Source organism: Corallococcus exercitus (assembly GCF_042231735.1).
GTDB classification, from domain to species: Bacteria; Myxococcota; Myxococcia; order Myxococcales; family Myxococcaceae; genus Corallococcus; species Corallococcus exercitus_B.
Genome location: NZ_CP102577.1, coordinates 7739561 through 7761813, shown reverse-complemented (window position 1 = coordinate 7761813; position 22253 = coordinate 7739561). Strand labels below are relative to the sequence as shown.

Here is a 22253-nt window from a genome sequence, read left to right as displayed (position 1 = left end):
TCCACCTGGGGGGTGAAGGTACAGTCGCGGCTTCGGGGAGGGCCCTTCCGCGCCATCCAGGAGCCGCCGCATGCACGCCCCTTCTGACTCCGTGGTCCTTCCTCCCCGGCTTCCCCCGGGGCTGCCGTGGGTGGGCCAGGGGCTGGAGTACCGGAGGGATCCGCTGGGCTTCTTCCTGCGCTACGCGGGCGCGGGCGCGGTGGTGCGGACCCGCTTCGTGGGGACGCCCATCTACCTGCTCAACACGTCGGATGCGATCGAGCACGTGCTGGTGAAGAACTTCCGCAACTACCCGAAGGACGCCTTCCAGAAGCGCGCCCTGGAGGCGGTGGTGGGCCAGGGGCTGTTCACCAGCCATGGCGACGTCTGGATGCGGCGGCGGCGGCTGATGCAGCCGGCCTTCCACAAGCAGCTGCTGGCCGCGCACGGGAGCGTCGCGGTGAAGGCCGCGAACACCTGGCTCGGGTCGCGGCGCGAGGGAGAGGCCTTCGACGCCTACCCGGAGATGATGGCGCTGACGCTGGAGGTGGTGGCGGAGACGCTCTTCGGCACGGACCTCTCCGCGCGAGCGCGGGAGCTGGGACGGGCCATGGAGGCGGTGATGCTGCATGCCCAGTTCCTCTTCGACACCCCCATCCCGCTGCCCGCGTGGCTGCCCACTCCGGGACAGCGGCGCTTCCAGGCCGCCATGCGCGCCCTGCACGCCGTCGTGGACGACGTGGTGGAGCGCCGCCGGAGGCAGGGAGGCCCCGGAGACGACCTGCTGGGCCTGCTGCTGGAGGCGCAGGCCGGGGACGGCGAGCCCCTGACGGACGCGCAGCTGCGCGACGAATGTCTGACATTGATGATCGCCGGGCATGAGACGACGGCCGCCGCGCTGACGCTCAGCCTGTGGTTGCTGGCGCACCACCCGGAGGCGGAGGCCGCGCTGCGGCGGGAGTTGGCCACGGTGCTGGGAGGCCGCGAGCCCACGGTGGCGGACCTGCCGTCGCTGCCGTACTGCGAGCAGGTGGTGAAGGAGTCGCTGCGGCTGTATCCGCCCGCGTGGGGCATGAGCCGGGTGGCGGAGGAGGACGACCGGATGGACGGCGTCCACGTCCCCGCCGGCACGGTGGTCGCGTGGTCCCAGTGGGCGCTGCACCGGGACGCGCGCCACTTCCCGGACCCGGAGTCCTTCCGTCCCGAGCGCTGGGCGGACGGGCTGGAGCGGCGCCTCCCGCGCTTTGCGTACTGTCCATTCGGAGGAGGCCCCCGGCTCTGCATCGGCGCGGGCTCCGCGCTGATGGTGATCCGCCTGGTGCTGGCCACGGTGCTCCAGCGCTTCCACTTCGACGCCGCGCCAGGCCCCGCGCCGGAGGTCCTCCCCGCCATCACCCTGCGCCCGAAGGGCGGCATCCTGCTCACGCCGAGGAAGGTGTTCCCCCAGCAGTGACCCGCGCTCCAGACACGCAAGGGTCTTCGTGCCTTGGGGGCGAGGGAATCCGCTGGACGTCTGCGTGCGCGTTTCCCAGGCTTGCGTCCATGACGCTTGCATTGACGGCACCGGAGCGCAGTCACCACCTGGAGCGTGAGCACGGACGGCGGGTGGGGTGGACGGAGTGGGGCTCGCCCGACGGCGTGCCGGTCCTCTTCTGCACGGGTGCGGCGACGAGCAGCTCCCTGGGCTTTGGCGCGGAGGCGGTGCGCGAGCTGGGGGTGCGGCTGCTCTGCGTGGACCGGGCGGGGCTGGGCCTCTCCCAGCCGGATCCGCTCAAGGACTTCTCCCGCTGGACGGCGGACGTCGCGGCGGTGCTGGAGGCCACGGGTGTGTCTCGGCCCGCCGTGGTGGGCTTCTCCCAGGGCGCTCCGTTCGCGGTGGCCCTGGCGGGAGCGGGACAGGTGTCCGCGATGGCGCTCGTGGCGGGCCAGGACGAGCTCGCCCATCCCGCGACCCGGGCCCTGCTCCCGCCGGAGGTCGCGGGGATGGTCGCCGCCATCGAGGCGGACCGCGAGGGCTTCGAGGCGGGCTTCGCGGCGCGCGCGGACGCGGACGGCATGTGGGCGCTCGTCGACGGCATGAGCGGGCCGGAGGACCGCGCCCGCTACCGCGAGCCCGCCTTCGCGTCGGCGTATCGTCAGGCGCTGCGCGAGGGCTTCGCGCAAGGCGCCGCGGGCTACGCGCGCGACCTCACCCTGGCGATGGGCCGGTGGCCCGTCCCGCCCGAAGCCATCACCGTGCCCGTGCGGCTGTGGTACGGCGGGCGCGACACCAGCCCGGTGCACTCGCCGGACGGGGGCGCGCTGCTCGCCACGCGCTTTCCCCGCGCGGTCCGCCACTTCCTGCCGGACGAGGGCGGCGCGCTGCTCTGGACGCGCGCCCGGGACATCCTCCGGGACCTGCTGTCCGCCGCGGCCTGAAGCGCGCTCACGGGTGAACACTGCATCTGTCCCTGTCTCCAGGGGCGAGCGATTTTCCGGCACTGACCGCTTCCGGTTCCCGGGGGGCGGATCCACCGTTGGGGGTGAGGAGTCACACACCCCATGGATGCGGACGGCACATCGGAGCTGGGAGCCGCGAAGGTTCCCCTCGTGTCCACCCAGAAGCAGCAGCGCACGCGGCGCACGCCCCGGAAGCTGAAGCCCTCGCGACTCCAGGCGGTGGACTTCCGCTCCGTGGAGGAGCGCATGGATGCGGGCCGCGCGCTGCGCAAGCACTGCCCCCGTGGCAGCCATGCCGCTTGGAAGCCCTTCCGGGGACGCGACCCGCTCGCGCAGCTCAAGGAGTCCGACGCCACGCGGCTGCCGTGGCTGGTGCCCGTGCGCCATGAGCGCATGTCGGAGTCCCCCTTCGCCTTCCTGCGCGGCACGCCCTTCGTCATGGCGCGCGACCTGGCCCACACGCCGCACAGCGGCCTGCGCAGTCAAATCTGCGGCGACGCGCACCTGGCCAACTTCGGCCTGTTCGGCACGCCCGAGCGCAACCTCGTCTTCGACCTCAACGACTTCGACGAGACGCTGCCCGGCCCCTTCGAATGGGACGTGAAGCGCCTGGCCGCCAGCTTCGTCATGGCGGCGAAGCAGAACGGCCTGGGCGCCCGCTGCGGGAAGAAGGCCGCGCGCAAGGCCGTGGAGTCCTACCGGCTCACCATGCGGGAGCTGACGACGAAGAGCCTGCTGGAGGTCTGGTCGCTCCACGTGGACGCGAAGGAGCTGAAGCACTCGGACTCCGGCGACACGGCGAGGCTCGCCGCCCAGGCGGTGGAGAAGGCCCGGCGGCACACCAGCGCGCACGCGGTGGAGAAGCTCACCGTGGAGCGCAACGGCCAGCGGCACCTGGCCTACCAGCCGCCCCTGCTCTTCCCGCTCACGGCGGTGAGGATGGACGTGTCGCCAGCGGAGCTGGAGCGGCGCATCAAGCGGCTCACGGTGGGCTACCTGGAGTCGCTAGACGGCGCGGTGCGCGACCTGTGTCTGCGCTACCAGCGCAAGGAGTGGGGCTTCAAGGTCGTGGGCGTGGGCAGCGTGGGGCTCCAGGCCTACGTCGTGCTGTGTGAGGGCAACGGCGGGGAGGACCCGCTGGTGCTGCAGCTCAAGGAGGCGAAGTCCTCCGTGCTGGAGCCCTACCTGGGCCCCAGCGAGTTCCGCAGCGCCGGCGAGCGCGTGGTGGTGGGCCAGCGGCGCATGCAGGCCTTCTCCGACCTGTTCTTGGGCTGGACGGAGGTGGAGGGCATGGGCGCCTTCTACGTGCGCCAGCTGCGCGACATGAAGGGGGCGCTGGACGCGGAGAAGATGGACGCACCGGTGTTCCAGGACTACGCGGACGCCTGTGGAGCCACCCTGGCCCGCGCGCATGCGCGCACCGGCGACGCCGCGCTCATCGCGGGATACCTGGGCAGCAACGACCACTTCGATGAAGCCATCGCGGAGTTCGCCTGTGCCTATTCGGACCAGGTGGAGTCCGATTACGGGAACTTCATCGACGCGCAGGCAAAGGCAGCCGGGGCCCTCGCACATTGAGAAAACAGGCGTCCCCGGAGCACAGCCACTCGCCCCGAGGTCTGCCATTGATTGACGGATGCGAGGGTCAGCCCCAGTTATTCATCACCCTCCGGCTGTAATTTTCCACAGCACCCTCAACCCCCACTCGCCGCGCGGGCTGGTGGAACCCGTCCCGCGGTCGCGGAGGGAGGGGCGGTGTCCGCCGTCGCGCGAAAACCGAACCCATGACGACCCGAACGAACTGGCTGTCCGCCGCCGTGCTGTCCGTGGCCCTCTACGTCGTGCCGGCTTCCGCGCAGTCCCTGCAGTGCGTGAACGCGGACTCCACCGAGGCCGTGGCCATCACGGCGGTCACCACGGCGGTGAACGCGGCGCAGACCGCGGCGGCCACCACCCGGAATGCGCTGACGACGCTGAACCTGTTCACCATCCTCGCGGCCACCCAGCAGAACGCCTCCGCGCTCGTGGCGGTCGCCCAGGCCGAAGCGGCGGTGGCGCTGCTGACGCCCTCTGCGCTGACGACGGACCTGCGCGCGCCGCTCGCCACGGCCACCTCCGGCGTCAACAACCTGCGCGATGCCACCACCCTGCTGCTGGCGGGGAACCCCGGGGCCGCGCAGCAGGTCTTCACCGTGGCGCTCGGGCAGGTGGACTCGGCGGTGGGCGCGGCCCGTTCGCTGCCGCCGCTCTGCCAGCCGTGACGCCCGCGGGCGCATCAGCCCGCCAGCCGCGTCCAGTCGTCCTCGTGGGTGAAGAGCCTCACGCCCAGGCGCACGCGGACGGCCGCGTGCGCCTGGGCGGCCCGGGGTTCCGTTGCAGTCGTCATTCCCCAAGGTCAGGATGCCGCGCCTCCCGACCTTCCGGGAGGCGCCCTCGGGGACGCCATGAGATGGGTCGTAGCCGTTTCGCTGCTGTTCCTGATGTCAGGGTGTGCGACCTCCCGTGTGGTCCAGCTGGATACCGGGAACGGTCAGTGGGTTGCCCACGAGCCGGTAGAGGTTGCCCCGGTCCAGGTGGGCGAGGACGCGTTCAGGTCCGCCCTCACGCAGCTCCTCCTGGACCTGCGCATGGACGTTGCGTTCCGGGAGGCGGAAGCGGCGGATGCGCGAGGGTGGGTGCGCTCCAGGACGCTGCTCGCCTCCTCGGCGGGACTGGCGGACTCCGGCTCGGGGAGCTCCCCTGAGTCGTTGTACGCGCGCCTCTGTCCCGCCGCGGAGGACTGCCTGTCCCTGGTGGGGGGCACGGGGCTGACGTTCTCGCGCAAGGACCGCACGCTCATGGCCTTGTCCTTCGCGCTCGACAGCGTGTGGGAGGGCATCGCGGCCGAGGTGGGCAAGCTGCTGAACCCGGCGGCGCTCAAGGCCATGGTGACGTCGGCCGCGCTGAGCGTCCTTCTCACCATGACGCTGCCCGAGCCTGTCACGAAGGCCATCGCGGTGATGCTGACGGCCGCCATGGTGGCCTACCTGGGCATCGTGCCGGTCTGGGAGATGGGGCGAGGTTTCGTCCGGCTCTGGGACGAGGCAGGGACGGCGACGAGCGTCATCGAGCTCCAGGACATCGGGCACCGCTTCGGAAAGGTGCTCGGCACGAATGGAACGCGCGTCCTGGTGCTGCTCGTCACGGCGGCGCTTGGTGGCAAGAACGCGATGGCCGCCCAGGGCCCCAAGCTCCCGGGCTTCCCCCAGGCCGTGCTCCGGGGGCAGGCCGAGGCGGGATTCTCACTGGGGGCGGCGCTGAACGGTGGCGTGACTTCCATCTCATTGCCCGCCGCGGGCGTGCTCAACGTCGCGCTCGCGCCGGGGGCCGCTGCCGCGCTCGCGATGTATTCGAACAACCAGATTCCAGGTGACGCCGAGGGGCCGGTTCATCACATCTGCACGAACAAGAACCTGGTTTCGGCTGTATCCGGAGGGCCTTGGACACCAGCGTGTGAGGAAATCTTCGCCCGGGCTGGGTTGTCCTTGGAAGATGTCGCCAACAAAGTTCGTCTCGGCGGACACCAAGGGCCACATCCGCGCGAGTACCATGAGGCTGTCTTGCGGAGGCTGAATGACGCGCTAGGAAAATGCAGGAACAAAGACGTGTGCCGAGGGCGGCTGGTCGAGGAGCTTGCAAAGATCGCAGATGACCTTCTGACGCCGGATTCCGGGCTTCGGCGCCTGATTGCTCCCAACGAGGGCTAATGGATGTCTGATGACAACTTCTACGACATAGGGATTGCGGACGTTCATCAGTGGGTCCTGGAACTGCCTGCTCCGGCATCTGGCGGTGAGCTGGATGACCCCTGGATGTTTGGGGACGGAAGGCGCCTGCCAGACCCCGGCCCCCTCACGAGCAGACCTTTCCGTGAGGGGCCGCAGCGCTCCTTCTCGGTAGCGAACTCAGGGAGAACCCCTGTCGCGGATGAGCAGGTTGCGAATGCCTTTCGCAAGCTGGCGCCCGACGACGTCCAGACATTCCCCATCAAGGTTGAAGGGGCAGCCAAGAGTCTCTACGTCATCAATGCAACAAAGTGTTTCAAATGTGTTGATGAAGAAAAATCCCAAGAAGTGCAAATCTATCCTCCAGATGGAGTTGCACCTGAGAGAGTTGGAACGTACCGCGCAATCCACGGTCTGCGCATCGACCTTGCCAAGACAGAAGGAGCTCGGGTCTTCCGGATACAAGGCTATTCCTCCGCGCTCATCGTATCTGCGGAGATCAAGAGGGCGCTTGAGGAGGTGGGGAACCTGGGAGTGTCATTCGAACGTGTGACGGGCCCGCATGAGCCATTGACCCCACCGCGAGAGGTTCCAGCCGCGCGCGGAGGGTCCTGAGCCGGGCACGCACGCGAGGCGGCATGCCCTCCCGAGGAAAGGGCTCCGTTGAAGTCGTCGCGTCCTGGGGCCCAGGATGCCGCGCCTCCCGACTCTCCGGGGGGCACCTTCGGGGAGTCCATGAGCTGGGTTGTTGCCTTTGAAAGCCCATCAAGGGCCGCATGGGGGCTGAGATGGCGCGAGAGTTCTACGCAGTGGAGATTGGGGATGTAGCTCAGTGGTGCCTTGATACACCTGTCCCCGTGGAAGGAGGCGTGCTGGAGGACCCCTGGATGTTCGTGGAGGGTAGGCCGATGATTGACCCGGGGCCGCTCAAGACAACCCCCTTTCACGTTGATGTGAAGCGTACTTTTTCAGTAGCCAATGCGGACCGCACGCCCATTGCCAATGAGCAGGTCGCGAGCGTCTTCCGGGAACTTGCGCCGGACGACGTGCAGCTGTTCCCGGTCGAGATTGAGGGGACGCCTGAGCGATACTACGTCGTCAACGCGACCCGGCGCTTCAAGTGCATCGACGAAGCCAATTGCCGTGAGGTCCAGATCTATCCTCCGGACGGGGCCGTACCCGAGCAGGTAGGCGAGTACCGCTCAATCTCTGGCCTGCGGATCGACACTTCGAAAATTGAAGATTCGCGTGTCTTCCGCCCAATGGGTTGGGAGGTGGCCTTGATTGTCTCCGAGGAGATCAAGGAGGGGATTGAGAGAGTCGGCAACACGGGAGTGTTCTTCAACCGCGTGACGGGACCGCGCAGCGCGCACCCTGAATAGGCGAGGGGTGAGATGGCGCGTCACTTCTACTGGTTGGGTATCGCTGACGTACCGCAGTGGGTGGTCAGGACTCCTGAACCCGCGGGCGGTGGTGCGTTCGAGGAGCCTTGGATGTTCTTCGGGGAAGGCCACCCTCTTCCGGACCCTGGGCCCATCAGAGCCCAGATTTCGCACCCGGGTGAGAAGCGCGCATTTGTGTTCTCTGGGATAGAGCAGGCCCCCATCGTCAGCGAAGCCATCGCGAATGCCTTCAGGACCATCGCTCCAGGCGATGTTCAACTGTTCCCGGTGTCGATAGAGGGGAAGCCCGAGTTGTATTTCGTCGTCAATGCAACCCGGGTCGTGGATTGCATTGATGAAGCGAGGTGCCGAGAAGTGCACCACTACGCCGAAGGCGACCCTTTCCCTGAGTATGCAGGGGAGTACCGCTGGATCTACGGCCTGAGGATCGACCCCTCGAAGACTGGGGGCGCGCATGTCTTGCGGCCCAAGAAGTTCAAGACCGCGTTCATTGTCTCCGAGGAGATCAAGGCCGCCCTCGAAGCGGTGGGGAACCTGGGCGTGTCGTTCGAACGCGTGACGGGTCCACGCGACGCGCCCCCTGAGTGAGAAGCACTCCACGGGCCAGAGGGCCTGAAATACCTCTCTTGGGGATGGCCGTCCCTGAACGGCCGCGGCTACCAAGACCGGGATTGCCCTGGAGCGGCATCCGCGTGCTTCAGCCCGCCAGCCGCGTCCAGTCGTCCTCGTGGGTGAAGAGCCTCACGCCCAGGCGCGCGCAGATGTCCGCGTGCGACTGGGCGGCGGGGCCTCCCACCCAGAGGGGCAGCCCCTTGGGCAGCGCGTCCCTGAGGCGCGTGAGCACGTCCTCGAACACCGTGGCGCCCCGGTTCATCACCGCCGACAGGCCCACCACGTCCGGCCTCGCCCGGGCCACCGTCTCCCCCAGGTCGTGCGCCGGTACGCGCTGTCCCAGCAGCGTTACGCGCAGGCCCGCGTAGCGCAGCCGCAGCGCCGCTCCCAGCAGGCCGATTTCGTGCTCCTCCTCCGGGAAGCACGCCAGCACCGCGTGCTTGTGCCCTCCCCGGGGCGCGCCGTGCAGCAGGCTCACCAGCCGCTCGCGCACCACCTGCGTCACCAGGTGCTCCTGCGCCACCGACAGCACTCCCGCGTGCCAGGCATCGCCCACCTCGCGCTGCACCGGCACCAGCACGTCCTCGAAGGCCTTCAGCGGCGGCAGCGCCGCCAGCACCTCGTCCAGGACGCGCGCGACGCGGGGCTGGTCATACGCCTCGGCCGCGGCCATCACCTCCGCGCGCCACTCCTCCGGCCGCGACCCGAGCCGGTCCTCCGACCTGTCGGGGGCCGGTGGGGGCGTCGCGTCCAGCTCCGCGCGCAGCTGGGGCAGGAGCTTCGCCGCCTCGCTGATGGCCACGCCTTCGTCCGTCAGCGCCTTGAGCCGCTTGAGCAGCGCCACGTCACGGTCGGTGTAGACGCGGTAGCCCGCGGGCGTGCGCTCGGGCACGAGCACCCCGTAGCGGCGCTCCCAGGCGCGGATGAGCTCCACGCGGACCCCCGACAGCTCCGCGGCGATGTGGATGCGATAGGTGCGCTCAGCCATGGTGTGCGTGCTTCACGGTCGGTTCTGCGCGTTTCGCGCCTGTTGCCAGACGGCGATGAGTTCCTCCGCGGACTCCGCGTACTGCGCACCCAGCGTGAACAACGTCTTCAGGTGCTCCCGCGCTCCCGGCCCGCCTACCACCACCGGCACGGGCGCGCACGCCTGCATCGCTCCGGACAACACCGCGACGAAGTCCTCCGCATCCCGCCGGCGGATGAACGACAGCGCCACCAGGTCCGGGCGCAGCTGCATGCACGCCCCCTGCAACGCCTCCGCGGGCGTGTCCGCCCCCAGCAGCGTCACCCGCCAGCCCCGCGCCTTGAGGTGCACGCCCAGCGCCAAGAGCCCCCCCTCGTGGTGGTCCCTCGCCGGACACGCCAGGAGCGCCCGGGGCCCTTCGCCCACCCGCTCCATCCCCGACAGCAGCAGGCGCAGCCGCTGGCGCACCAGCGCGGAGGCCAGGTGCTCGCGCGCCACGTCCAGGCGGGAGGCCATCTCGCGCAGCAGCGGAATGAGGACGGTGTCGCAATAGGTGGTGGCATCCAGGCCCACCTGGGCCTCGGACAGGACCGCGTCCGCTCCTTCCGCGTCCAGCACCATCACCGCCGCCCAGAAGCGCTCCATCCGCCGCGACTCCGGAGGGACGGACCGCGCGGGCTCGTCGCGCACCTGGGCGATGGCCTCGCTCACCGAGAGGCCCTCCTCCATCAGCTTCGCCACCCGGCGGACGGCCTCCACCTCGTCGCGTGAATAGACGCGGTAGTTGTTCTCGCTGCGCTCCGGGCGCGGAAAGCCATGGCGGCGCTCCCAGGCGCGCAGCGTGGCCTCGCGGATGCCGGTGAGCCGGGCGATGGTGCGGATGCGCAGGCTCATGGGCCCAGGCCTCGCGCGCGGTCCCAGCGCTCCGCCACGCCTCGCGCCCCCGACACCTTCTGCGTGAAGCCCTCCAGGCCCGTCGCCTCGGACACCCGCCGCACCACCGACTCCAGGCCGCTCTGGAAGCGCGCGAGCGGCCCGGCCTCGTGCGGCGTGCCGACCTCCAGCAACACGTCCGGCCGCTCGTGTTCGAAGAAGGCGTAGCGGATGGCAATGGGCACGCACTCCGCCTTCGCGGCGCGAGCCAGCAGCTCCACGCCGCGCTCCAGCTGGAGCGGGAAGACGCCGAAGGGGCGGTGCTCCCCTTCCGGAAAGACACACACGGCCGCGCGCGGCTTGCGCAAGAGCTCCTTCGCGTACCGCAGCGAGGACAGCGACGACATCGCGTCCTGCTTGCGGATGCTGAACGCGCCCATCTTCGTGTGGAAGGGGTAGCGGCGCAGGTTCTCCTCGTCCATGAGGCAGTAGCCGTCCCAGCCCGCCACCTGGCAGAGCTGGTGCAGCACGAAGCCGTCCCACCAGTTGGCGTGGTTCAGGTAGACGAGCCGGCCCACGCCGTCGGAGGGCAGCTCGCCGCGCACCCACAGGCCGCGGAACGTCGAGCGGACCTTCCACCCGATATACCGGTCCACCGCCCACCCGAAGGGCCCACCCTTGGCCGCGCGAATCAAGACGCCCGAGCCTCCTTGAGCCGCAGGAGCGCCGTGAACAGCGCGAGCCCCAGCGACACCAGGATGCTGGTGATGAGGAAGAAGAGGACCTCCTCCAGCGGCACGGCGCCGATGTACACGCCCACGTGGCGGCCCTCGCCGAAGTTCCAGATGCCGGTGGAGATGGCCAGGTGGTCCGCGATGGACAGGTACACGCCCACGACCAGCGCGGGGGGCAGCACCGCGCGCAGCACCTCGCCCGCGCGGGCCTTGTAGTGGTTCACGAGCACCGCCAGCTGGAGGGCGATGACCGGCAGCGTCCACGCCAGCAGGTGGATGAGGTACGCCCAGCGAGTCTCCATCATGGCGACACCTCGCGGGGCTCCAGGGTCCGCTCCGCACGGACGGGCTTCTGCTCCTGCGACACGGGGCGGGGCTTCTTCGCGAGCACGCGCTCCAGCCGGTCGCGCGCCCACAGGCCCACGAGCAGGGTCTGGAGGCCGAAGAAGAGGTACTCCTCCAGCGGCAGGTAGCCGAGCTTCACGCCCCAGATGCGCTCCGGGTCGAAGCCCCACAGGCCCCACTTCACGGCCATGTTGTCCCACGGCGACGTGGCCGCGTAGACGACGATGAGCAGCAGGCCCATGGGCGCCAGGCCCCGCCACGACAGCGTGCGGCGGTAGCGCACGAGCAGGAACAGGATGGGCAGCACGACGAAGATGCCCAGGAAGCGCGCGTAGGTCATCCCGGGCCTCCACTCCACTGCGGCGCCACGCGAACCATGCGTCCTCCGGCCTCCAACGCGTAGGTATGGCCGCGCCAGGTCACCCGTCCCTGCCGCGTCAGCGAGGCCGCGAAGGCCGCGAGCAGCAGCAGTTCTCCCTGCACCCAGTCCGTCAGCGCGTGGCCCGAGTCCGCTTCCGCGGGCACGCGGCTCAGCGCCGCGAGGCGCAGCGACAAGAGCGTGCGCACGGCGACGAGGGCCGCCACCGCGAGCCACACGGCGGGCTGGTGAAGCCACGCGGCCAGGAGCACCAGCGGCACGGTGGGCGTGAAGAGCAGCGGCACGGTGGGGTACAGGCCGGGCCGGTGGCTCGCGAGCACCTGCATCCAGCGCGTGAAGCGCTCCAGCGGCACGCGCCAGGACGTGCCGTTGGCCACGGGCACCCACGCGGGCGCGGGGCTCAGCGCCACGTCCAGGCCGCGCGCGTGCAGCCGCTTCGCCAGCTCCAGGTCCTCGCCGATGTGGTCCGACAGTCCGGCCAGTTCCTCCACCGCGCGCGGCGACAGCCCGAGCGCCTTGCCGCACACGGCCTGCGCGCCCGCGCTCATCGCATGCAGCGCGCGGAAGCTGTGGTGCGTGTAGCGAAGCAGGCCCGCCATGGCACGGCCGGCCGCGTCCACCGCGCCAACGGGCGTGGGGGCGGCGGTGCTCAAGGCGGCGCCCGCCACGAGCGGAGAGGCGAGGCCCTCCACCAGCGCCCCCGTCACCGCCACGTCCGCGTCCACCGCGAGCACCACGCGGCCGCGCACGTCCAGCGACTCCAGCGCGTAGAGCAGGTGGCCCACCTTGCGGTTGGGGCACACCGGGTCGCTCGGAAGCCAGCGCACATCCTCGGCCAGGCGCGGCCGGTAGGGCGACAGCACCACCTGCTCCAGCGGCCCCGCGTAGTTGATGGGGAGCTCCAGGTTGTCCAGCTCCAGCGGCGTGGGCGCATCCACGGGACGCAGGAGCAGCACGGAAGGCAGCGGGCCCGTGGCCGCGACGGGAGCACGGCGGGACAGCCGCGCCAGCGCCACCGCGCTGAAGCCTCCGGCCAGAGCGGCCCACCCGAGCGTGAAGAAGCCGAGCGCGTTCATGGCGTCCGCCCCACGCGCGTGCGGAAGTGCGCCATCCAGCGGATGAAGGGGGAGTGGAAGCGGCGGAAGTCCGCCACCTCGCCCATCGTGTCCAGCGTGTCGCGCCTCGACTCCAGCCGCGCGTAGAAGGGCGACGACTCCAGCAGACGTGGTTCGCCCACCACCTCGTTGCCCGCGTGCAGCCTCGCGGGGACCCGCAGCCCCCAGCCCGTCAGGCTCGTCGGACGCGCCTCGGGGTTCGGGCCGCGCTCGCACACCACGCCGTTCGGCCCCGCCATCATGCGCAGCGGCGCCACGCCGTCTGGCAGGTGGTAGTCCACCACCGTGTGGTTCGCGTGGTGCGTGCGCGCCCAGTGCCAGCCGGACAGCCGCGCGCCCAGCAGCTCGTGGCCGTGGTTCGTGTCGTGGTAGCCCAGCCCCTCGGCCTTCAGGCCCACCGAGGACACCTCCAGCGTCGCCTCCGCGCGCGGCGCCAGCGGCTGCCAGTAGTGCGGCAGGCCCGGCATGAGCTGCACCTCCGTGCCCCGCCCCGTCATCGGCCGCAACGTCAGGCTGGCGCGCACCGAGCGGCCCCACGGCGCCGTCCCGTCATCCACGTCCATGCGCACCGTGCCATCCACCGCGTGCGTCAGGGTGGAGCGGCCGATGCGCAGCCGTCCCGGCCCCTGCAGCTCCACGCGCGGGTACTCGCTCAGCACCCACAACTTGCGCACACCCTGGTGGTAGAGCGCGAAGTTCACCGCGCTGTACGCCAGCGGATGCCCTCCGCGCCGCGCCGCCACCGAGTAGCGCGGCGAGAACAGCGACCCCAGCATGAAGATGCACACCGCGCTGTACGGCCCGGCCGTCACGTCCGCGTAGAACCAGCGGTACGCCCCTGCCCTGTCCGGCAACGCAGGCAGCGCGCACGACTCCGCCGCGTCGGACAGGACGTTCTGCGCGAGGACGGACTTCATGCGCCCTCCTTCAGGTGCGCGGACGCCATCTGGGCCGCGAACCGGCCCGACAACATCACCAGCGGCACCCCGCCGCCCGGATGCGTGCCGCCGCCCGCGAAGAACAGCCCCGGCGTCCCGCCCCGGATGCGAGGCCTCCGGAACGGACCGAAGCGGCCGTGCGGCAGGAAGCCGTAGATGGAGCCGCCCGGGGCCCCGCGCGCCGCCAGGTCCACCGGCGAGCGCTGCCCCACCACGCGCACGCGCCCCTTCAACGCCGGGTAGTGCCGCACGAGCTTCTCGAACATCTGCTCGCGCACGCGCTCCGCGCTGGACTCCCACTCGCGTCGCGCCTGCTCCGCCCGGCCCTCTTCCAGCGGCATGGCCGGCGCGTTCACCATCACGAACAGCCCCGTGCGGCCCAGCGGTGCCATGCTCGAATCCGTGGCGGACGGGTTGCACACATACACCGTGGGGTCCGCCGCGAGCTGGCCCGCGAAGAGCTCATCGAACTCCTTGCGGTAGTCCCCGCCGAACATCACCGCGTGGTGCGGAACCGCCGTGCGCCCCTCCACCTCCAGGAGCAGCACGAAGCCGGACAGCGACAGCGGCTCCGACTCGCGGCGCAGCGACGCCAGCGGATCCGCGTTCACCACCACGCTGTCGAACACCTCCGCGACCGGCTCCACGCGGTAGCCCTCGGTGATGCGCTCGAAGCGGGCGCGCGTGTCCAGGTGCACCGTCACGCCCAGCCGCCGCACCGCCTGCCCCAGCGCCTCCACCAGCGCGCCGATGCCGCCGCGCACGTGGTGCACGCCATACGCATGCTCGATGTGCGGGATGAGCGCGAACGCCGCGCTGGATGCGTATGGCGACCCGCCCGCGTAGGTGGCGAAGCGGCCCACGTACTGCCGCAGGTGGTGCGTCTGGAAGTGCTTCGCCGCCAGCGTGTGCAGCGTGTCCAGCTTCATCCCCGCCAGCATCGCGCCGATGCCCCGGCGGGCCACGCGCGCCATGAAGCCGGCCATGCCCTCGAAGGGGGCCTCCAGGTAGGGCTCTCCCGCCGCGCGCCAGATGGCCGCGGCCTCCGCGTAGAAGGAGTGCACGCCCTTGCGCTCGACGGGGCGCAGCTCCGCGGCGCTGTCCGCCATGCGCTCCAGGTCCTTGTACGCCGTGAAGCCGCACCCGTCCGTGAAGTGGTAGGTGCACTGCGGCTCCAGCTCCGTGAACGGCGGCAGGAGGTCCAGCGCGCCCAGCTGCTCGAAGGTGCTCCGCACCAGCGCCGGCAACGTGAGCAGCGTGGGCCCCGTGTCCAGCGTGAGCCCCTCCACCGTCACCGCCTGCGCCTTGCCGCCGAGGGACGGACTGCCCTCGAACAGCGTCACCGCGTGGCCCTCCTTCGCCAGGAGGCCCGCGGCCGTCAGCCCGCCAATGCCGCCGCCAATCACCGCCACGCGCGAGGCCTTCATCGCGGACCTCCCGTGCCCGTGGGCAGCAGCGGCGCCCGCGCGGGCGAAACCGGCAGCGCCAGCGGGGCTTCCGGCAACGCGGCCCGGGGCCGGAGGAACACGGTCGCCGTCAGCGCCAGCTTGCGCCCCGTCGTCGTGTGCGCGCGGCCGCTGAACACGTCGGAGTCCCGCGCCTCGATGTCTCGCAGGATGTCGCCGTAGATGGCGCCCATCAGCCGCACCATGCGCTGGCTGCCGAAGCCGGTGAGGTAGTGCACGCCCGCCGCCGCTCGCGCGTAGTACGCCCGCGCGCGCTGGATTTGAAAGCGCATGAAGTCACGCCACTTCGCGTCCACCCGGCCCGCGCGCAGGTCGTCCTCGCTGATGCCGAACGCGCGCAGCTCCTCCGAGGGCAGGTACACCCGTCCGCGCTCCAGGTCCTCGCGCACGTCGCGCAGGATGTTGGTGAGCTGCATCGCGCGTCCCAGGTCCGCCGCCGGCTCCACCGCGCGAGCGTCCTCGCAGCCCAGCACCGGCGTCAGCATCAACCCGACCACGCCCGCGACGCGGTAGCAGTACAGGTCCAGCTCCTCCCAGGTGTCGTAGCGCTGCTTCGTCAGGTCCATCTCCATGCCGGAGATGAGGTCCTGGAAGGGCTGCTCCGGAATCCGGTAGTGATGGATGGTGTGGCGCAGCGCCGCGAACTCGCTCGGGTCCCACGGCGACGGCGCATCCCCGGAAGGCTGCCGCGCGGACGGCGGCCCCAGCTCCTGCGACGCCAGCTCCGGCAGCGGCAGGTACACCTCCGCCACGCGCTCGCGCGCCCGGGCCAGCCGCGTCGCCAGGGACATGGGCGCCTCGCCCGGCAGCGCGCTCTCGCCCGCGTCCACCAGGTCGTCCAGCCGCCGGCAGAAGGCATACAGCGCGAAGGCCGCCTTCCGCCGCTGTCCGAAGAGGAGGTACGACGCGAAGAAGAAGCTCTTGGCGTGGTGGCGCGTGACGACCTGGGCGCGCTGGTAGCCCTGCGCAATCAGCTCGGGAGAGGCGGTGACGCTCATGCCGCCACCTCCACCGCCGAGGGAACACCCTCGCGCGGAGACAGCGTCACGCCCTGCTTGTTCGCCCACGCCATCAGCCGCTCGGTGACGAGCCGCGCGGAGATGAGCACCGTGGGCAGGCCCGTGCCCGGCTGCGTGGAGGCCCCCACGAAGAAGAGGTTCTTCACGCGAGGGTCGACGTTGGCCGGGCGGAAGGGGCCAATCTGGAAGAAGTTCTGCGCCAGCCCGAACGCGCTGCCGCGCGCCAGGTTGTACGTGCCCGCCCAGTCATCCGGAGTGAAGACGCGCTCCACCTCGATGTCCGCCTCCAGGTCCGGGTAGCCCAGCTCCGCCAGCCGCTGGAACACCTTCGCGCGCACCTTGGGGCCCTCCACCTTCCAGTCCATCCCCGGGTGCTGGTGCGGCACGGGCACCAGCACGTAGAGCGAGTCCTTCCCCTCCGGCGCCAGCGACGGGTCCGTGCGCGTGGGCACGTTGACGTAGAAGCTGGGGTCCTCCGGCACGCGGAAGCGCTGGAAGATGTCGTCGAACGAGCCCGCGTAGTCCCGGCCGAACATCACGTTGTGATGCAGGAGGCCCGGCACCCGCTTCTTCATGCCCAGGTAGAGCATGTAGCCGCTGGAGGTGAAGCGAAGCTTCTCCCCGCGCTTGAACGGCGCGTCCTTCGGGTCGAGCAGCTTCTCGTATGCATAGGGCAGGTCCGCGTTGCACAGGACGGCATCCGCGGCCACCACCTCGCCGCCCACCAGCCGCACGCCCGTGGTGCGTCCCCCTTCCGTGAGGATGCGCTCCACCGGCTGGCCGTAGTGCAGCGTCACGCCCTCCTCGCGCGCCAGCCGCTCCAGCGCGAGGGGAATGGCATACAGGCCGCCCTTCGGGAACCAGATGCCCACGCCCAGCTCGGTGAAGGGCAGCAGGCCGTACACCGCGGGCGACTCGAAGGGAGACACGCCCAGGTACATGGTCTGGAACGTCATCGCCGCGCGCAGCCGGTCGTCCTGGAAGTAGCGGCTGACGTCCGCGTACATGCGGCGGTGCGCGCGGGCCTTGAAGATTTTCGCCAGCACCCCGGGGGAGAAGTAGTCGCTCACGCCGTTGAAGTTGCGGCCCACGAAGTGGTCCAGGCTGATGCGGTACTGGTCGCGGCCCTGCGCCATGAAGGCCAGGTAGCGCTGGAAGCTGCCCGGCTCCACGCGCTCCAATTCGCGGCCCATGGTGCACAGCTCGGACGTGAAGGTGACGTCGGAGCCGTCCCGGAAGTGCACCCGGTAGTTCGGGTCGCAGCGGATGAGCGTGAGGTAGTCCTCGATGCGGCGGCCCAGCGCGCGGAAGGTCGCCTCGAACACCTCCGGCATCAGCACGATGGTGGGGCCCACGTCCCAGGTGAACCCGTCCACCTGGAGCTGGTTGCAGCGGCCGCCGGGACCGTGCGTCTTCTCGAAGACCTGGACGTCGAAGCCCTGCCGCGCGAGCCTCGCCGCCGCGGCCAGTCCTCCCACCCCCGCGCCCACCACCACCACCCGCTTGCCCTGTGCGCTCATGACGGTGTCCTCAGGAAGCGCGACGCGCGAGCCGGCCAATGAGGGCGTCCAGCAGGTCCCTCATGCCATGCGGGTTGGGCAGGGTCTGCAGGCTCCGCCGCGCCGCGCGCGACGCCCGCTCCACCGCGCGCTCACACGCGGCCCGGCCACCGAAGTGCTCCACCAATTCGCGCGCCCGGGCCAGCGCCGCGTCGTCCTTGCACTCCACCGGCAGCGCCCACAGCCGCTCCAGCTCCTCGCGGCCCTCGGGCGTGGCGCGCACGTACGCGGCCACCACCGGGAAGGTGCGCTTGGCCTGCATGAAGTCGCCGTCGGAGGCCTTGCCCGCCACGGACGCGTCGCCAAACAGGCCGATGAGGTCGTCGCGCAGCTGGTACGCGATGCCCACCGAGCGCCCCACCCGCTCCAGGCCCTGCTGGAGCAGCGGATCCGCGCCGCCCAGCATCGCGCCGCACACCAGCGGGGCGCAGAAGCCGTAGCGCGCCGTCTTGAGGTGCGCCACGCGCAGCGTCTGGAAGAGCGTCACCTCCGCCAGCGGCACGCGCGCCAGGTCCAGGTCCAGGTACTGCCCGGCCGCCGTGTGCCGGCACACCCCCAGGTAGTAGCGCGCCACGCTGGAAGCGCCCGGCAGCCCCGACTCCAGCATCGCCTCCAGCGAGCGCGCGAAGAGGTGGTCCCCCATCACCACGGCCAGGTCTTCCCCCGGACGGCCCGGGGCCAGCATCCGGTGCAGCACCGGCCCGCCCCGGCGCAGCTCCGCCTGGTCCGCCACGTCGTCGTGGATGAGCAGGAACGTGTGCAGCAGCTCCAGCCCCGCGGCGAAGCGCCACAGCCCCGGCGGCACCGAGGTGCTCCCGCGCGCCAGCCCGTGCCCCGCCAGCACCAGCGCGGGCCTCAGCCGCTTCGCCGGCCGCAGCGCGTAGGCCCGCGCCTGCGCCTGCGCCTGTGTCCAACGTGCGTCCAGGCCTTGTTCGTCCGGCAGCTCGAACAGCTGGGCGAGCGCGGCCTCCACCTGTGCCTGCACGAGCTGCAGCCAGGCTTGCTCGGGGTATGCCGCTCCGGAGGAGGTCTGCTGCACGTTGGGAAGCAGGGTGGCCATACAGCGGATCTCCGAAGGCGGGAGCACGGCAGCCTTTCCACCTAGAGGTAGCGTTTGCGTCCAGAGATTGTCAAGGCTATGTCTAAGGTTTGCAAAAACCTTGTACACAGGAGGCTCCGGGTGAAGGCATGGATCGCAGGTGCGTTGACGGTGACCCTGGCGGCGGGGAGCGCGGGTGGCGCCGCCCCGGATCCGGAGCCGGTGGACGCGACGTTAAGCACCTCGAAGGGTGAGCGCGTCCAGCTGGCCCGCTGGCGTGGGAAACCCGTCATCCTCTTCTACGAGGACAAGGACTCCACGACACTCAACGCCCCTCTGAAGGCGGAGTTGTTCGCCCGGGGACGGGAGCGGGGGCTGCTCCAGAGCGCCTTCGTGGTCGCCGTGGCCAACCTGGAGAAGTACGACTTCTTCCCCGCCCGGGAGATTGCCCTGTCGTACGTGCGCGACGAGGAGAAGAAGGCCGGCGTGCCCATCCTGGTGGACCTGAAGGGCACCCTGGGCCAGGCGCCGTGGAAGCTGCCCACCAAGACGTCCACGGTGATGCTGCTGGACGCGGAGGGCGCGCTCGTCTTCCGGTACTCCGGCCGCATGAAGCCGGAGGACCAGGCCCGCTTCTTCGCCACCCTGGGGGAGCTGGTGGGCCAGGACCTGACGGCCGGGCGTGAGGCGGAGGCCCTCCCATGAGGGTGACCTGCACGGGCGCCACCGGCTTCCTCGGTCCAGGCCTTGTCCAGGGTTTGTTGGAGGCCGGCCACACGGTGCACGTGCTCAGCCGGAACGTGGAACACGCGCTCGGCCGGCTGCCCTCCGGGGTGACGGGCTCCTACTTCGACGGGAGCACCCCGCTGTCGCCGGACGCGCTCGCGGGGGCGGAAGGGGTGGTGCACCTGGCCGGGGAGCCGGTGGACCAGCGTTGGACCCACGAGGCCAAGCACCGCATCCACTTCAGCCGCGTGGAGGGCACGCGCGTGCTGGTGGAGGCGATGAAGCAGGCGGGCTGCGTGCGGCACTTCGTCTGCGCGTCGGCGGTGGGCTTCTACGGGGGCGCGCGGGCGGCTCGGACGCTGACGGAGGAGGACCCGCCCGGCGACGACTTCCTCGCCCACGTGTGCCAGGGCTGGGAGTCAGAGGCCCTGCGCGCGCAGGAGTCCGGCATCCGCACGGTGCGGCTGCGCATTGGCGTGGTGCTGCACCCGGAGGGCGGCGTGCTGCACCGGATGCTGCCGGTGTTCCGCATGGGCGCGGGCGCGAAGGTGGGCAACGGCCAGCAGTACGTCAGCTGGGTGCACCGCGAGGACCTCTTCGGGTTGATGCGCTTCGCGCTGGAGCACCCCACGCTGTCCGGCCCGGTGAACGCCACGTCGCCGGAGCCCGTTACCAACGCGGCCTTCGCGCACACGCTGGGCGCGGTGCTGGACCGGCCCGCGGCGCTGTCGGTGCCGGGCATCGTCCTCAAGGCGCGCTTCGGGGAGATGGCGCGCGTGGCGCTGGAGGGCCAGCGGGTGATGCCCCGCCGCGCGCTGGAGGCAGGCTTCCAGTTCCGCTACCCCGAGCTGGCCGGCGCGCTGCGCGACCTGCTGCCCTCCTGAACATCAATCCTCTGTCGGCGGGTGGACGGGACGCCGCGCCAGGTCCCGGGCGCCGAGCGCGGGTGCGTACAGTGCGCGCCACGCATGGACGACACCCGGACGCTGGAAGCCCGCGCGCGCCGCGAGGGCACACCGCTCATCGACGGAGACACCGCCACCTTCGTGTGGAAGGGGCCCCGCCCCGTCTTCCTCCAGGGGGACTTCCAGGACTGGCGCGGCACGCCGCTGCCCCTGGAGCGCGTGGGCAAGGGGCTGTGGGCGCGCTCCCTGGCGCTGCCCGAGGACGCCTACGTCGAGTACGCACTCCAGGACGCGAAGGGCCGCCGCGTGCGCGACGTCCTCAACCCGCGCCGCTCCGACAACGGCTTCGGAGACTTCAACCACTGCTTCTGGATGCCCAAGGGGGAAGCCACGCCGCTGGGCCGGCGCATCCGGAACGTGCCGAAGGGCCGCGTGACGCGCCACCAGCTGGAGACGCACGAGTGGGCCGTGGGCAGGAAGCGCGCGGTGGCCCTCTACGCGCCGCCCGTGAAGGGCCCCGTGCCGCTGATGGTGGTGCTGGACGGCGACGACTACCTCAAGCGCGTGCAGCTGCCCACGCTGGTGGAGAACCTGGTCGCCGCGGGCCGCATGCGCCCGGTGGCCATGGCCTTCGTGGCCAACGGCGGCCCGGCCCGCACCACCGAGTACGCGTGCAGCGAGGCCACCGTGGCCTTCCTGGAGCAGCGCGTGCTGCCGCTCGCCCGCGAGCACCTGTCGCTGGTGGATGAGCAGCGCACGCCGGGCGCGCACGCGGTGCTGGGCTCGTCCCTGGGCGGCCTGATGGCGCTCTACGCGGCCCAGCGCCTGCCGCGCGTCTTCGGCCGCGTGCTGTCCCAGTCCGGCGCCTTCTCCATCGAGGGCACCGACATGGTCGTCTTCGACCTGGCCCGGCGCACGAACCAGCCGCCCCTGCACGTCTGGATGGACTGCGGCCGCTTCGAGGGACTCCAGGACGGCAACCAGCGCCTGCTGCCCGTCCTCCATGCGGCCGGCCACCGCGTCACGTACCGGCCCTACAGCGGGGGCCATAATTACCCCGCGTGGCAGACCAGCCTCCCGGCCGGCCTCGAAGAAATCTTCTCGACCGCCGGGTGACGCGGCGCGGCGAAGCCCCGGATTTCCGTCTGGGATGAAAGCCCCATGGATTCAAGGGTTTGGCTCGGGAGGAAGGCGGCCAAGGCTGGATGATCCAGGATTGGGAGGGGCACTTGACGCGGCAGGCGGCCAGCCGGGCGGGGGTTGTGGACCGCCAGGCCACGCAACCTGGGGGAAGGCCGATCCGATAACGGATGTAGGTGCGCAACCCGGCGCGAGTACCGCGACGGGCCCCTTCCCCCGCTCCTGGAGTCCCCTCATGTCTCGCGTCGATGGTGGCAACCGCCCGTCCATTCCCCCGAAGCGCTCGGAGTTCGAGCGGTCCGAGCGGAGCGACGTCACGCGCGACAGCAAGCCGGGGACGGCCCAGGGCCGGACGGCCGCCAACGCCAACGTGCGCTCGTTCCAGGGCCGCAGCGACTTCGAGCCCGCGCGCCCCGCCCCCGCGCCCTCCCGCCCCACGCCCCCGCAGGCGCAGGCCGTGAAGCCCCCGCCGTCGCCCGCGGAGGCGGAGTCCATTGCCCAGGCGGACATGGAGCTGGGGCTTCTGGCGGAGTTCCCGGACGCGGACGCGCAGAGCGGCATCGCGTCCGCCATGCTGCACGCGCACTCGGACGCGCCCGCGTCGCAGAACCGCATCGTGGAGCGGCTGAAGCAGGACGGCCGCCTGGAGACGCTCTTCGGCGAGGTGTTCCGCGAGGACAACCCGTACGTGGAGCAGCCGCACAAGAAGGCCATCGTGCAGGCGCTCGACACCGCGCTCTCTCGCGGCACGGTGACCGGCGACGACCTGCGCGCCTTCTCCCGTGGCACCTACGCCCAGGAGTGGCAGCAGATTGGCGCCGCGCTGGGTGACGCCCGGAAGTAGCCGCCCG

General features: G+C 70.9%; 23 protein-coding genes. 12 read left to right on the top strand and 11 right to left on the bottom strand.

Translation table 11 applies throughout. The features are described from left to right. The first annotated feature begins 70 nt into the window (after window positions 1–70). The 8 genes from NR792_RS31280 (at window position 71) to NR792_RS31245 (ending at window position 8173) form a co-directional block, all read left to right on the top strand. Window positions 71–1432, top strand: coding sequence for a cytochrome P450 (locus NR792_RS31280; protein WP_375756367.1), 1362 nt, complete (start codon window positions 71–73; stop codon window positions 1430–1432). Window positions 1433–1521: 89 nt separating this feature from the next. Then, on the top strand, window positions 1522–2397 hold the full coding sequence (locus NR792_RS31275) for an alpha/beta fold hydrolase (protein ID WP_375756366.1): 876 nt from the start codon (window positions 1522–1524) through the stop codon (window positions 2395–2397). A gap of 123 nt (window positions 2398–2520) precedes the next feature. Beyond that, window positions 2521–3996 carry a DUF2252 domain-containing protein gene (locus NR792_RS31270; RefSeq protein WP_375756365.1) on the top strand — a complete coding sequence of 492 codons (1476 nt, stop codon included), beginning with the start codon at window positions 2521–2523 and terminating at the stop codon, window positions 3994–3996. A gap of 206 nt (window positions 3997–4202) precedes the next feature. Continuing rightward, window positions 4203–4679, top strand: a complete 477-nt coding sequence (locus tag NR792_RS31265; protein ID WP_375756364.1) for a hypothetical protein — start codon at window positions 4203–4205, stop codon at window positions 4677–4679. A gap of 183 nt (window positions 4680–4862) precedes the next feature. Then, complete coding sequence (locus NR792_RS31260) at window positions 4863–6164, top strand: AHH domain-containing protein (RefSeq protein ID WP_375756363.1); 1302 nt, start codon at window positions 4863–4865, stop codon at window positions 6162–6164. A gap of 3 nt (window positions 6165–6167) precedes the next feature. Continuing rightward, entirely contained in the window at window positions 6168–6797 is a 630-nt protein-coding gene (locus tag NR792_RS31255; RefSeq protein WP_375756362.1) for an imm11 family protein, read from the top strand. 293 nt (window positions 6798–7090) lie between these two features. Next, complete coding sequence (locus NR792_RS31250) at window positions 7091–7564, top strand: imm11 family protein (protein ID WP_375756361.1); 474 nt, start codon at window positions 7091–7093, stop codon at window positions 7562–7564. A 12-nt stretch (window positions 7565–7576) separates the two neighbouring features. Continuing rightward, window positions 7577–8173, top strand: coding sequence for an imm11 family protein (locus NR792_RS31245; RefSeq protein WP_375756360.1), 597 nt, complete (start codon window positions 7577–7579; stop codon window positions 8171–8173). A gap of 109 nt (window positions 8174–8282) precedes the next feature. Here the strand turns inward: NR792_RS31245 and NR792_RS31240 are convergent, their stop codons facing one another. From NR792_RS31240 to NR792_RS31190, 11 genes are read right to left on the bottom strand one after another with little or no spacing between them, the layout of a single operon-like run. Then, window positions 8283–9185 carry a MerR family transcriptional regulator gene (locus tag NR792_RS31240; RefSeq protein WP_375756359.1) on the bottom strand — a complete coding sequence of 301 codons (903 nt, stop codon included), beginning with the start codon at window positions 9183–9185 and terminating at the stop codon, window positions 8283–8285. Between the two features lie 12 nt (window positions 9186–9197). Next, a complete protein-coding gene (locus NR792_RS31235) occupies window positions 9198–10058 on the bottom strand; it encodes a MerR family transcriptional regulator (RefSeq protein WP_375756358.1) in 861 nt (286 codons plus the stop codon). Further along, window positions 10055–10732: a lysophospholipid acyltransferase family protein gene (locus NR792_RS31230; protein ID WP_375756357.1), complete on the bottom strand. Its 678-nt coding sequence runs from the start codon at window positions 10730–10732 to the stop codon at window positions 10055–10057. Before NR792_RS31230 ends, NR792_RS31235 begins: the two co-directional genes overlap by 4 nt. Further along, the gene (locus NR792_RS31225) at window positions 10729–11076 is read right to left on the bottom strand and encodes a lycopene cyclase domain-containing protein (RefSeq protein ID WP_375756356.1); all 348 of its coding nucleotides are present in this window, start codon (window positions 11074–11076) and stop codon (window positions 10729–10731) included. Before NR792_RS31225 ends, NR792_RS31230 begins: the two co-directional genes overlap by 4 nt. Continuing rightward, on the bottom strand, window positions 11073–11456 hold the full coding sequence (locus tag NR792_RS31220) for a lycopene cyclase domain-containing protein (protein WP_375756355.1): 384 nt from the start codon (window positions 11454–11456) through the stop codon (window positions 11073–11075). The genes NR792_RS31225 and NR792_RS31220 overlap by 4 nt, the downstream gene beginning before the upstream one ends. Continuing rightward, on the bottom strand, window positions 11453–12571 hold the full coding sequence (locus NR792_RS31215; RefSeq protein ID WP_375756354.1) for a glycosyltransferase: 1119 nt from the start codon (window positions 12569–12571) through the stop codon (window positions 11453–11455). The genes NR792_RS31220 and NR792_RS31215 overlap by 4 nt, the downstream gene beginning before the upstream one ends. Then, a complete protein-coding gene (locus NR792_RS31210) occupies window positions 12568–13527 on the bottom strand; it encodes a carotenoid 1,2-hydratase (protein ID WP_375756353.1) in 960 nt (319 codons plus the stop codon). The genes NR792_RS31215 and NR792_RS31210 overlap by 4 nt, the downstream gene beginning before the upstream one ends. Next, window positions 13524–14975, bottom strand: coding sequence for a phytoene desaturase family protein (locus tag NR792_RS31205; RefSeq protein ID WP_375756352.1), 1452 nt, complete (start codon window positions 14973–14975; stop codon window positions 13524–13526). Before NR792_RS31205 ends, NR792_RS31210 begins: the two co-directional genes overlap by 4 nt. Continuing rightward, window positions 14972–16012 carry a phytoene/squalene synthase family protein gene (locus NR792_RS31200; protein WP_375756351.1) on the bottom strand — a complete coding sequence of 347 codons (1041 nt, stop codon included), beginning with the start codon at window positions 16010–16012 and terminating at the stop codon, window positions 14972–14974. The genes NR792_RS31205 and NR792_RS31200 overlap by 4 nt, the downstream gene beginning before the upstream one ends. Next, window positions 16009–17553: a phytoene desaturase family protein gene (locus NR792_RS31195; protein ID WP_375756350.1), complete on the bottom strand. Its 1545-nt coding sequence runs from the start codon at window positions 17551–17553 to the stop codon at window positions 16009–16011. The genes NR792_RS31200 and NR792_RS31195 overlap by 4 nt, the downstream gene beginning before the upstream one ends. 10 nt (window positions 17554–17563) lie before the next feature. Beyond that, window positions 17564–18652 (bottom strand): polyprenyl synthetase family protein, encoded by a 1089-nt coding sequence (locus NR792_RS31190; RefSeq protein WP_375756349.1) that lies wholly within the window; start codon window positions 18650–18652, stop codon window positions 17564–17566. A gap of 120 nt (window positions 18653–18772) precedes the next feature. On the opposite strand from NR792_RS31190, the gene NR792_RS31185 reads away from it, so the two are divergent. The 4 genes from NR792_RS31185 to NR792_RS31170 all read left to right on the top strand — a co-directional run bounded on the left by NR792_RS31185 (window position 18773) and on the right by NR792_RS31170 (window position 22246). After that, window positions 18773–19336 carry a peroxiredoxin family protein gene (locus tag NR792_RS31185; RefSeq protein WP_375756348.1) on the top strand — a complete coding sequence of 188 codons (564 nt, stop codon included), beginning with the start codon at window positions 18773–18775 and terminating at the stop codon, window positions 19334–19336. Then, window positions 19333–20241 carry a TIGR01777 family oxidoreductase gene (locus NR792_RS31180; RefSeq protein ID WP_375756347.1) on the top strand — a complete coding sequence of 303 codons (909 nt, stop codon included), beginning with the start codon at window positions 19333–19335 and terminating at the stop codon, window positions 20239–20241. The genes NR792_RS31185 and NR792_RS31180 overlap by 4 nt, the downstream gene beginning before the upstream one ends. 84 nt (window positions 20242–20325) lie before the next feature. Continuing rightward, window positions 20326–21378, top strand: coding sequence for an alpha/beta hydrolase-fold protein (locus NR792_RS31175; RefSeq protein ID WP_375756346.1), 1053 nt, complete (start codon window positions 20326–20328; stop codon window positions 21376–21378). A gap of 259 nt (window positions 21379–21637) precedes the next feature. Beyond that, window positions 21638–22246, top strand: a complete 609-nt coding sequence (locus tag NR792_RS31170; RefSeq protein WP_375756345.1) for a hypothetical protein — start codon at window positions 21638–21640, stop codon at window positions 22244–22246. Window positions 22247–22253 lie beyond the last annotated feature (7 nt).

Bases quoted from the DNA above. Each gene is read 5' to 3' on its own strand.
- NR792_RS31280 (WP_375756367.1), top strand. From the start codon at position 71: ATGCACGCCCCTTCTGACTCCGTGGTCCTTCCTCCCCGGCTTCCCCCG.
- NR792_RS31275 (WP_375756366.1), top strand. From the start codon at position 1,522: ATGACGCTTGCATTGACGGCACCGGAGCGCAGTCACCACCTGGAGCGT.
- NR792_RS31270 (WP_375756365.1), top strand. From the start codon at position 2,521: ATGGATGCGGACGGCACATCGGAGCTGGGAGCCGCGAAGGTTCCCCTC.
- NR792_RS31265 (WP_375756364.1), top strand. From the start codon at position 4,203: ATGACGACCCGAACGAACTGGCTGTCCGCCGCCGTGCTGTCCGTGGCC.
- NR792_RS31260 (WP_375756363.1), top strand. From the start codon at position 4,863: ATGAGATGGGTCGTAGCCGTTTCGCTGCTGTTCCTGATGTCAGGGTGT.
- NR792_RS31255 (WP_375756362.1), top strand. From the start codon at position 6,168: ATGTCTGATGACAACTTCTACGACATAGGGATTGCGGACGTTCATCAG.
- NR792_RS31250 (WP_375756361.1), top strand. From the start codon at position 7,091: ATGATTGACCCGGGGCCGCTCAAGACAACCCCCTTTCACGTTGATGTG.
- NR792_RS31245 (WP_375756360.1), top strand. From the start codon at position 7,577: ATGGCGCGTCACTTCTACTGGTTGGGTATCGCTGACGTACCGCAGTGG.
- NR792_RS31240 (WP_375756359.1), bottom strand. From the start codon at position 9,185: ATGGCTGAGCGCACCTATCGCATCCACATCGCCGCGGAGCTGTCGGGG.
- NR792_RS31235 (WP_375756358.1), bottom strand. From the start codon at position 10,058: ATGAGCCTGCGCATCCGCACCATCGCCCGGCTCACCGGCATCCGCGAG.
- NR792_RS31225 (WP_375756356.1), bottom strand. From the start codon at position 11,076: ATGATGGAGACTCGCTGGGCGTACCTCATCCACCTGCTGGCGTGGACG.
- NR792_RS31220 (WP_375756355.1), bottom strand. From the start codon at position 11,456: ATGACCTACGCGCGCTTCCTGGGCATCTTCGTCGTGCTGCCCATCCTG.
- NR792_RS31215 (WP_375756354.1), bottom strand. From the start codon at position 12,571: ATGAACGCGCTCGGCTTCTTCACGCTCGGGTGGGCCGCTCTGGCCGGA.
- NR792_RS31210 (WP_375756353.1), bottom strand. From the start codon at position 13,527: ATGAAGTCCGTCCTCGCGCAGAACGTCCTGTCCGACGCGGCGGAGTCG.
- NR792_RS31205 (WP_375756352.1), bottom strand. From the start codon at position 14,975: ATGAAGGCCTCGCGCGTGGCGGTGATTGGCGGCGGCATTGGCGGGCTG.
- NR792_RS31200 (WP_375756351.1), bottom strand. From the start codon at position 16,012: ATGAGCGTCACCGCCTCTCCCGAGCTGATTGCGCAGGGCTACCAGCGC.
- NR792_RS31195 (WP_375756350.1), bottom strand. From the start codon at position 17,553: ATGAGCGCACAGGGCAAGCGGGTGGTGGTGGTGGGCGCGGGGGTGGGA.
- NR792_RS31190 (WP_375756349.1), bottom strand. From the start codon at position 18,652: ATGGCCACCCTGCTTCCCAACGTGCAGCAGACCTCCTCCGGAGCGGCA.
- NR792_RS31180 (WP_375756347.1), top strand. From the start codon at position 19,333: ATGAGGGTGACCTGCACGGGCGCCACCGGCTTCCTCGGTCCAGGCCTT.
- NR792_RS31175 (WP_375756346.1), top strand. From the start codon at position 20,326: ATGGACGACACCCGGACGCTGGAAGCCCGCGCGCGCCGCGAGGGCACA.
- NR792_RS31170 (WP_375756345.1), top strand. From the start codon at position 21,638: ATGTCTCGCGTCGATGGTGGCAACCGCCCGTCCATTCCCCCGAAGCGC.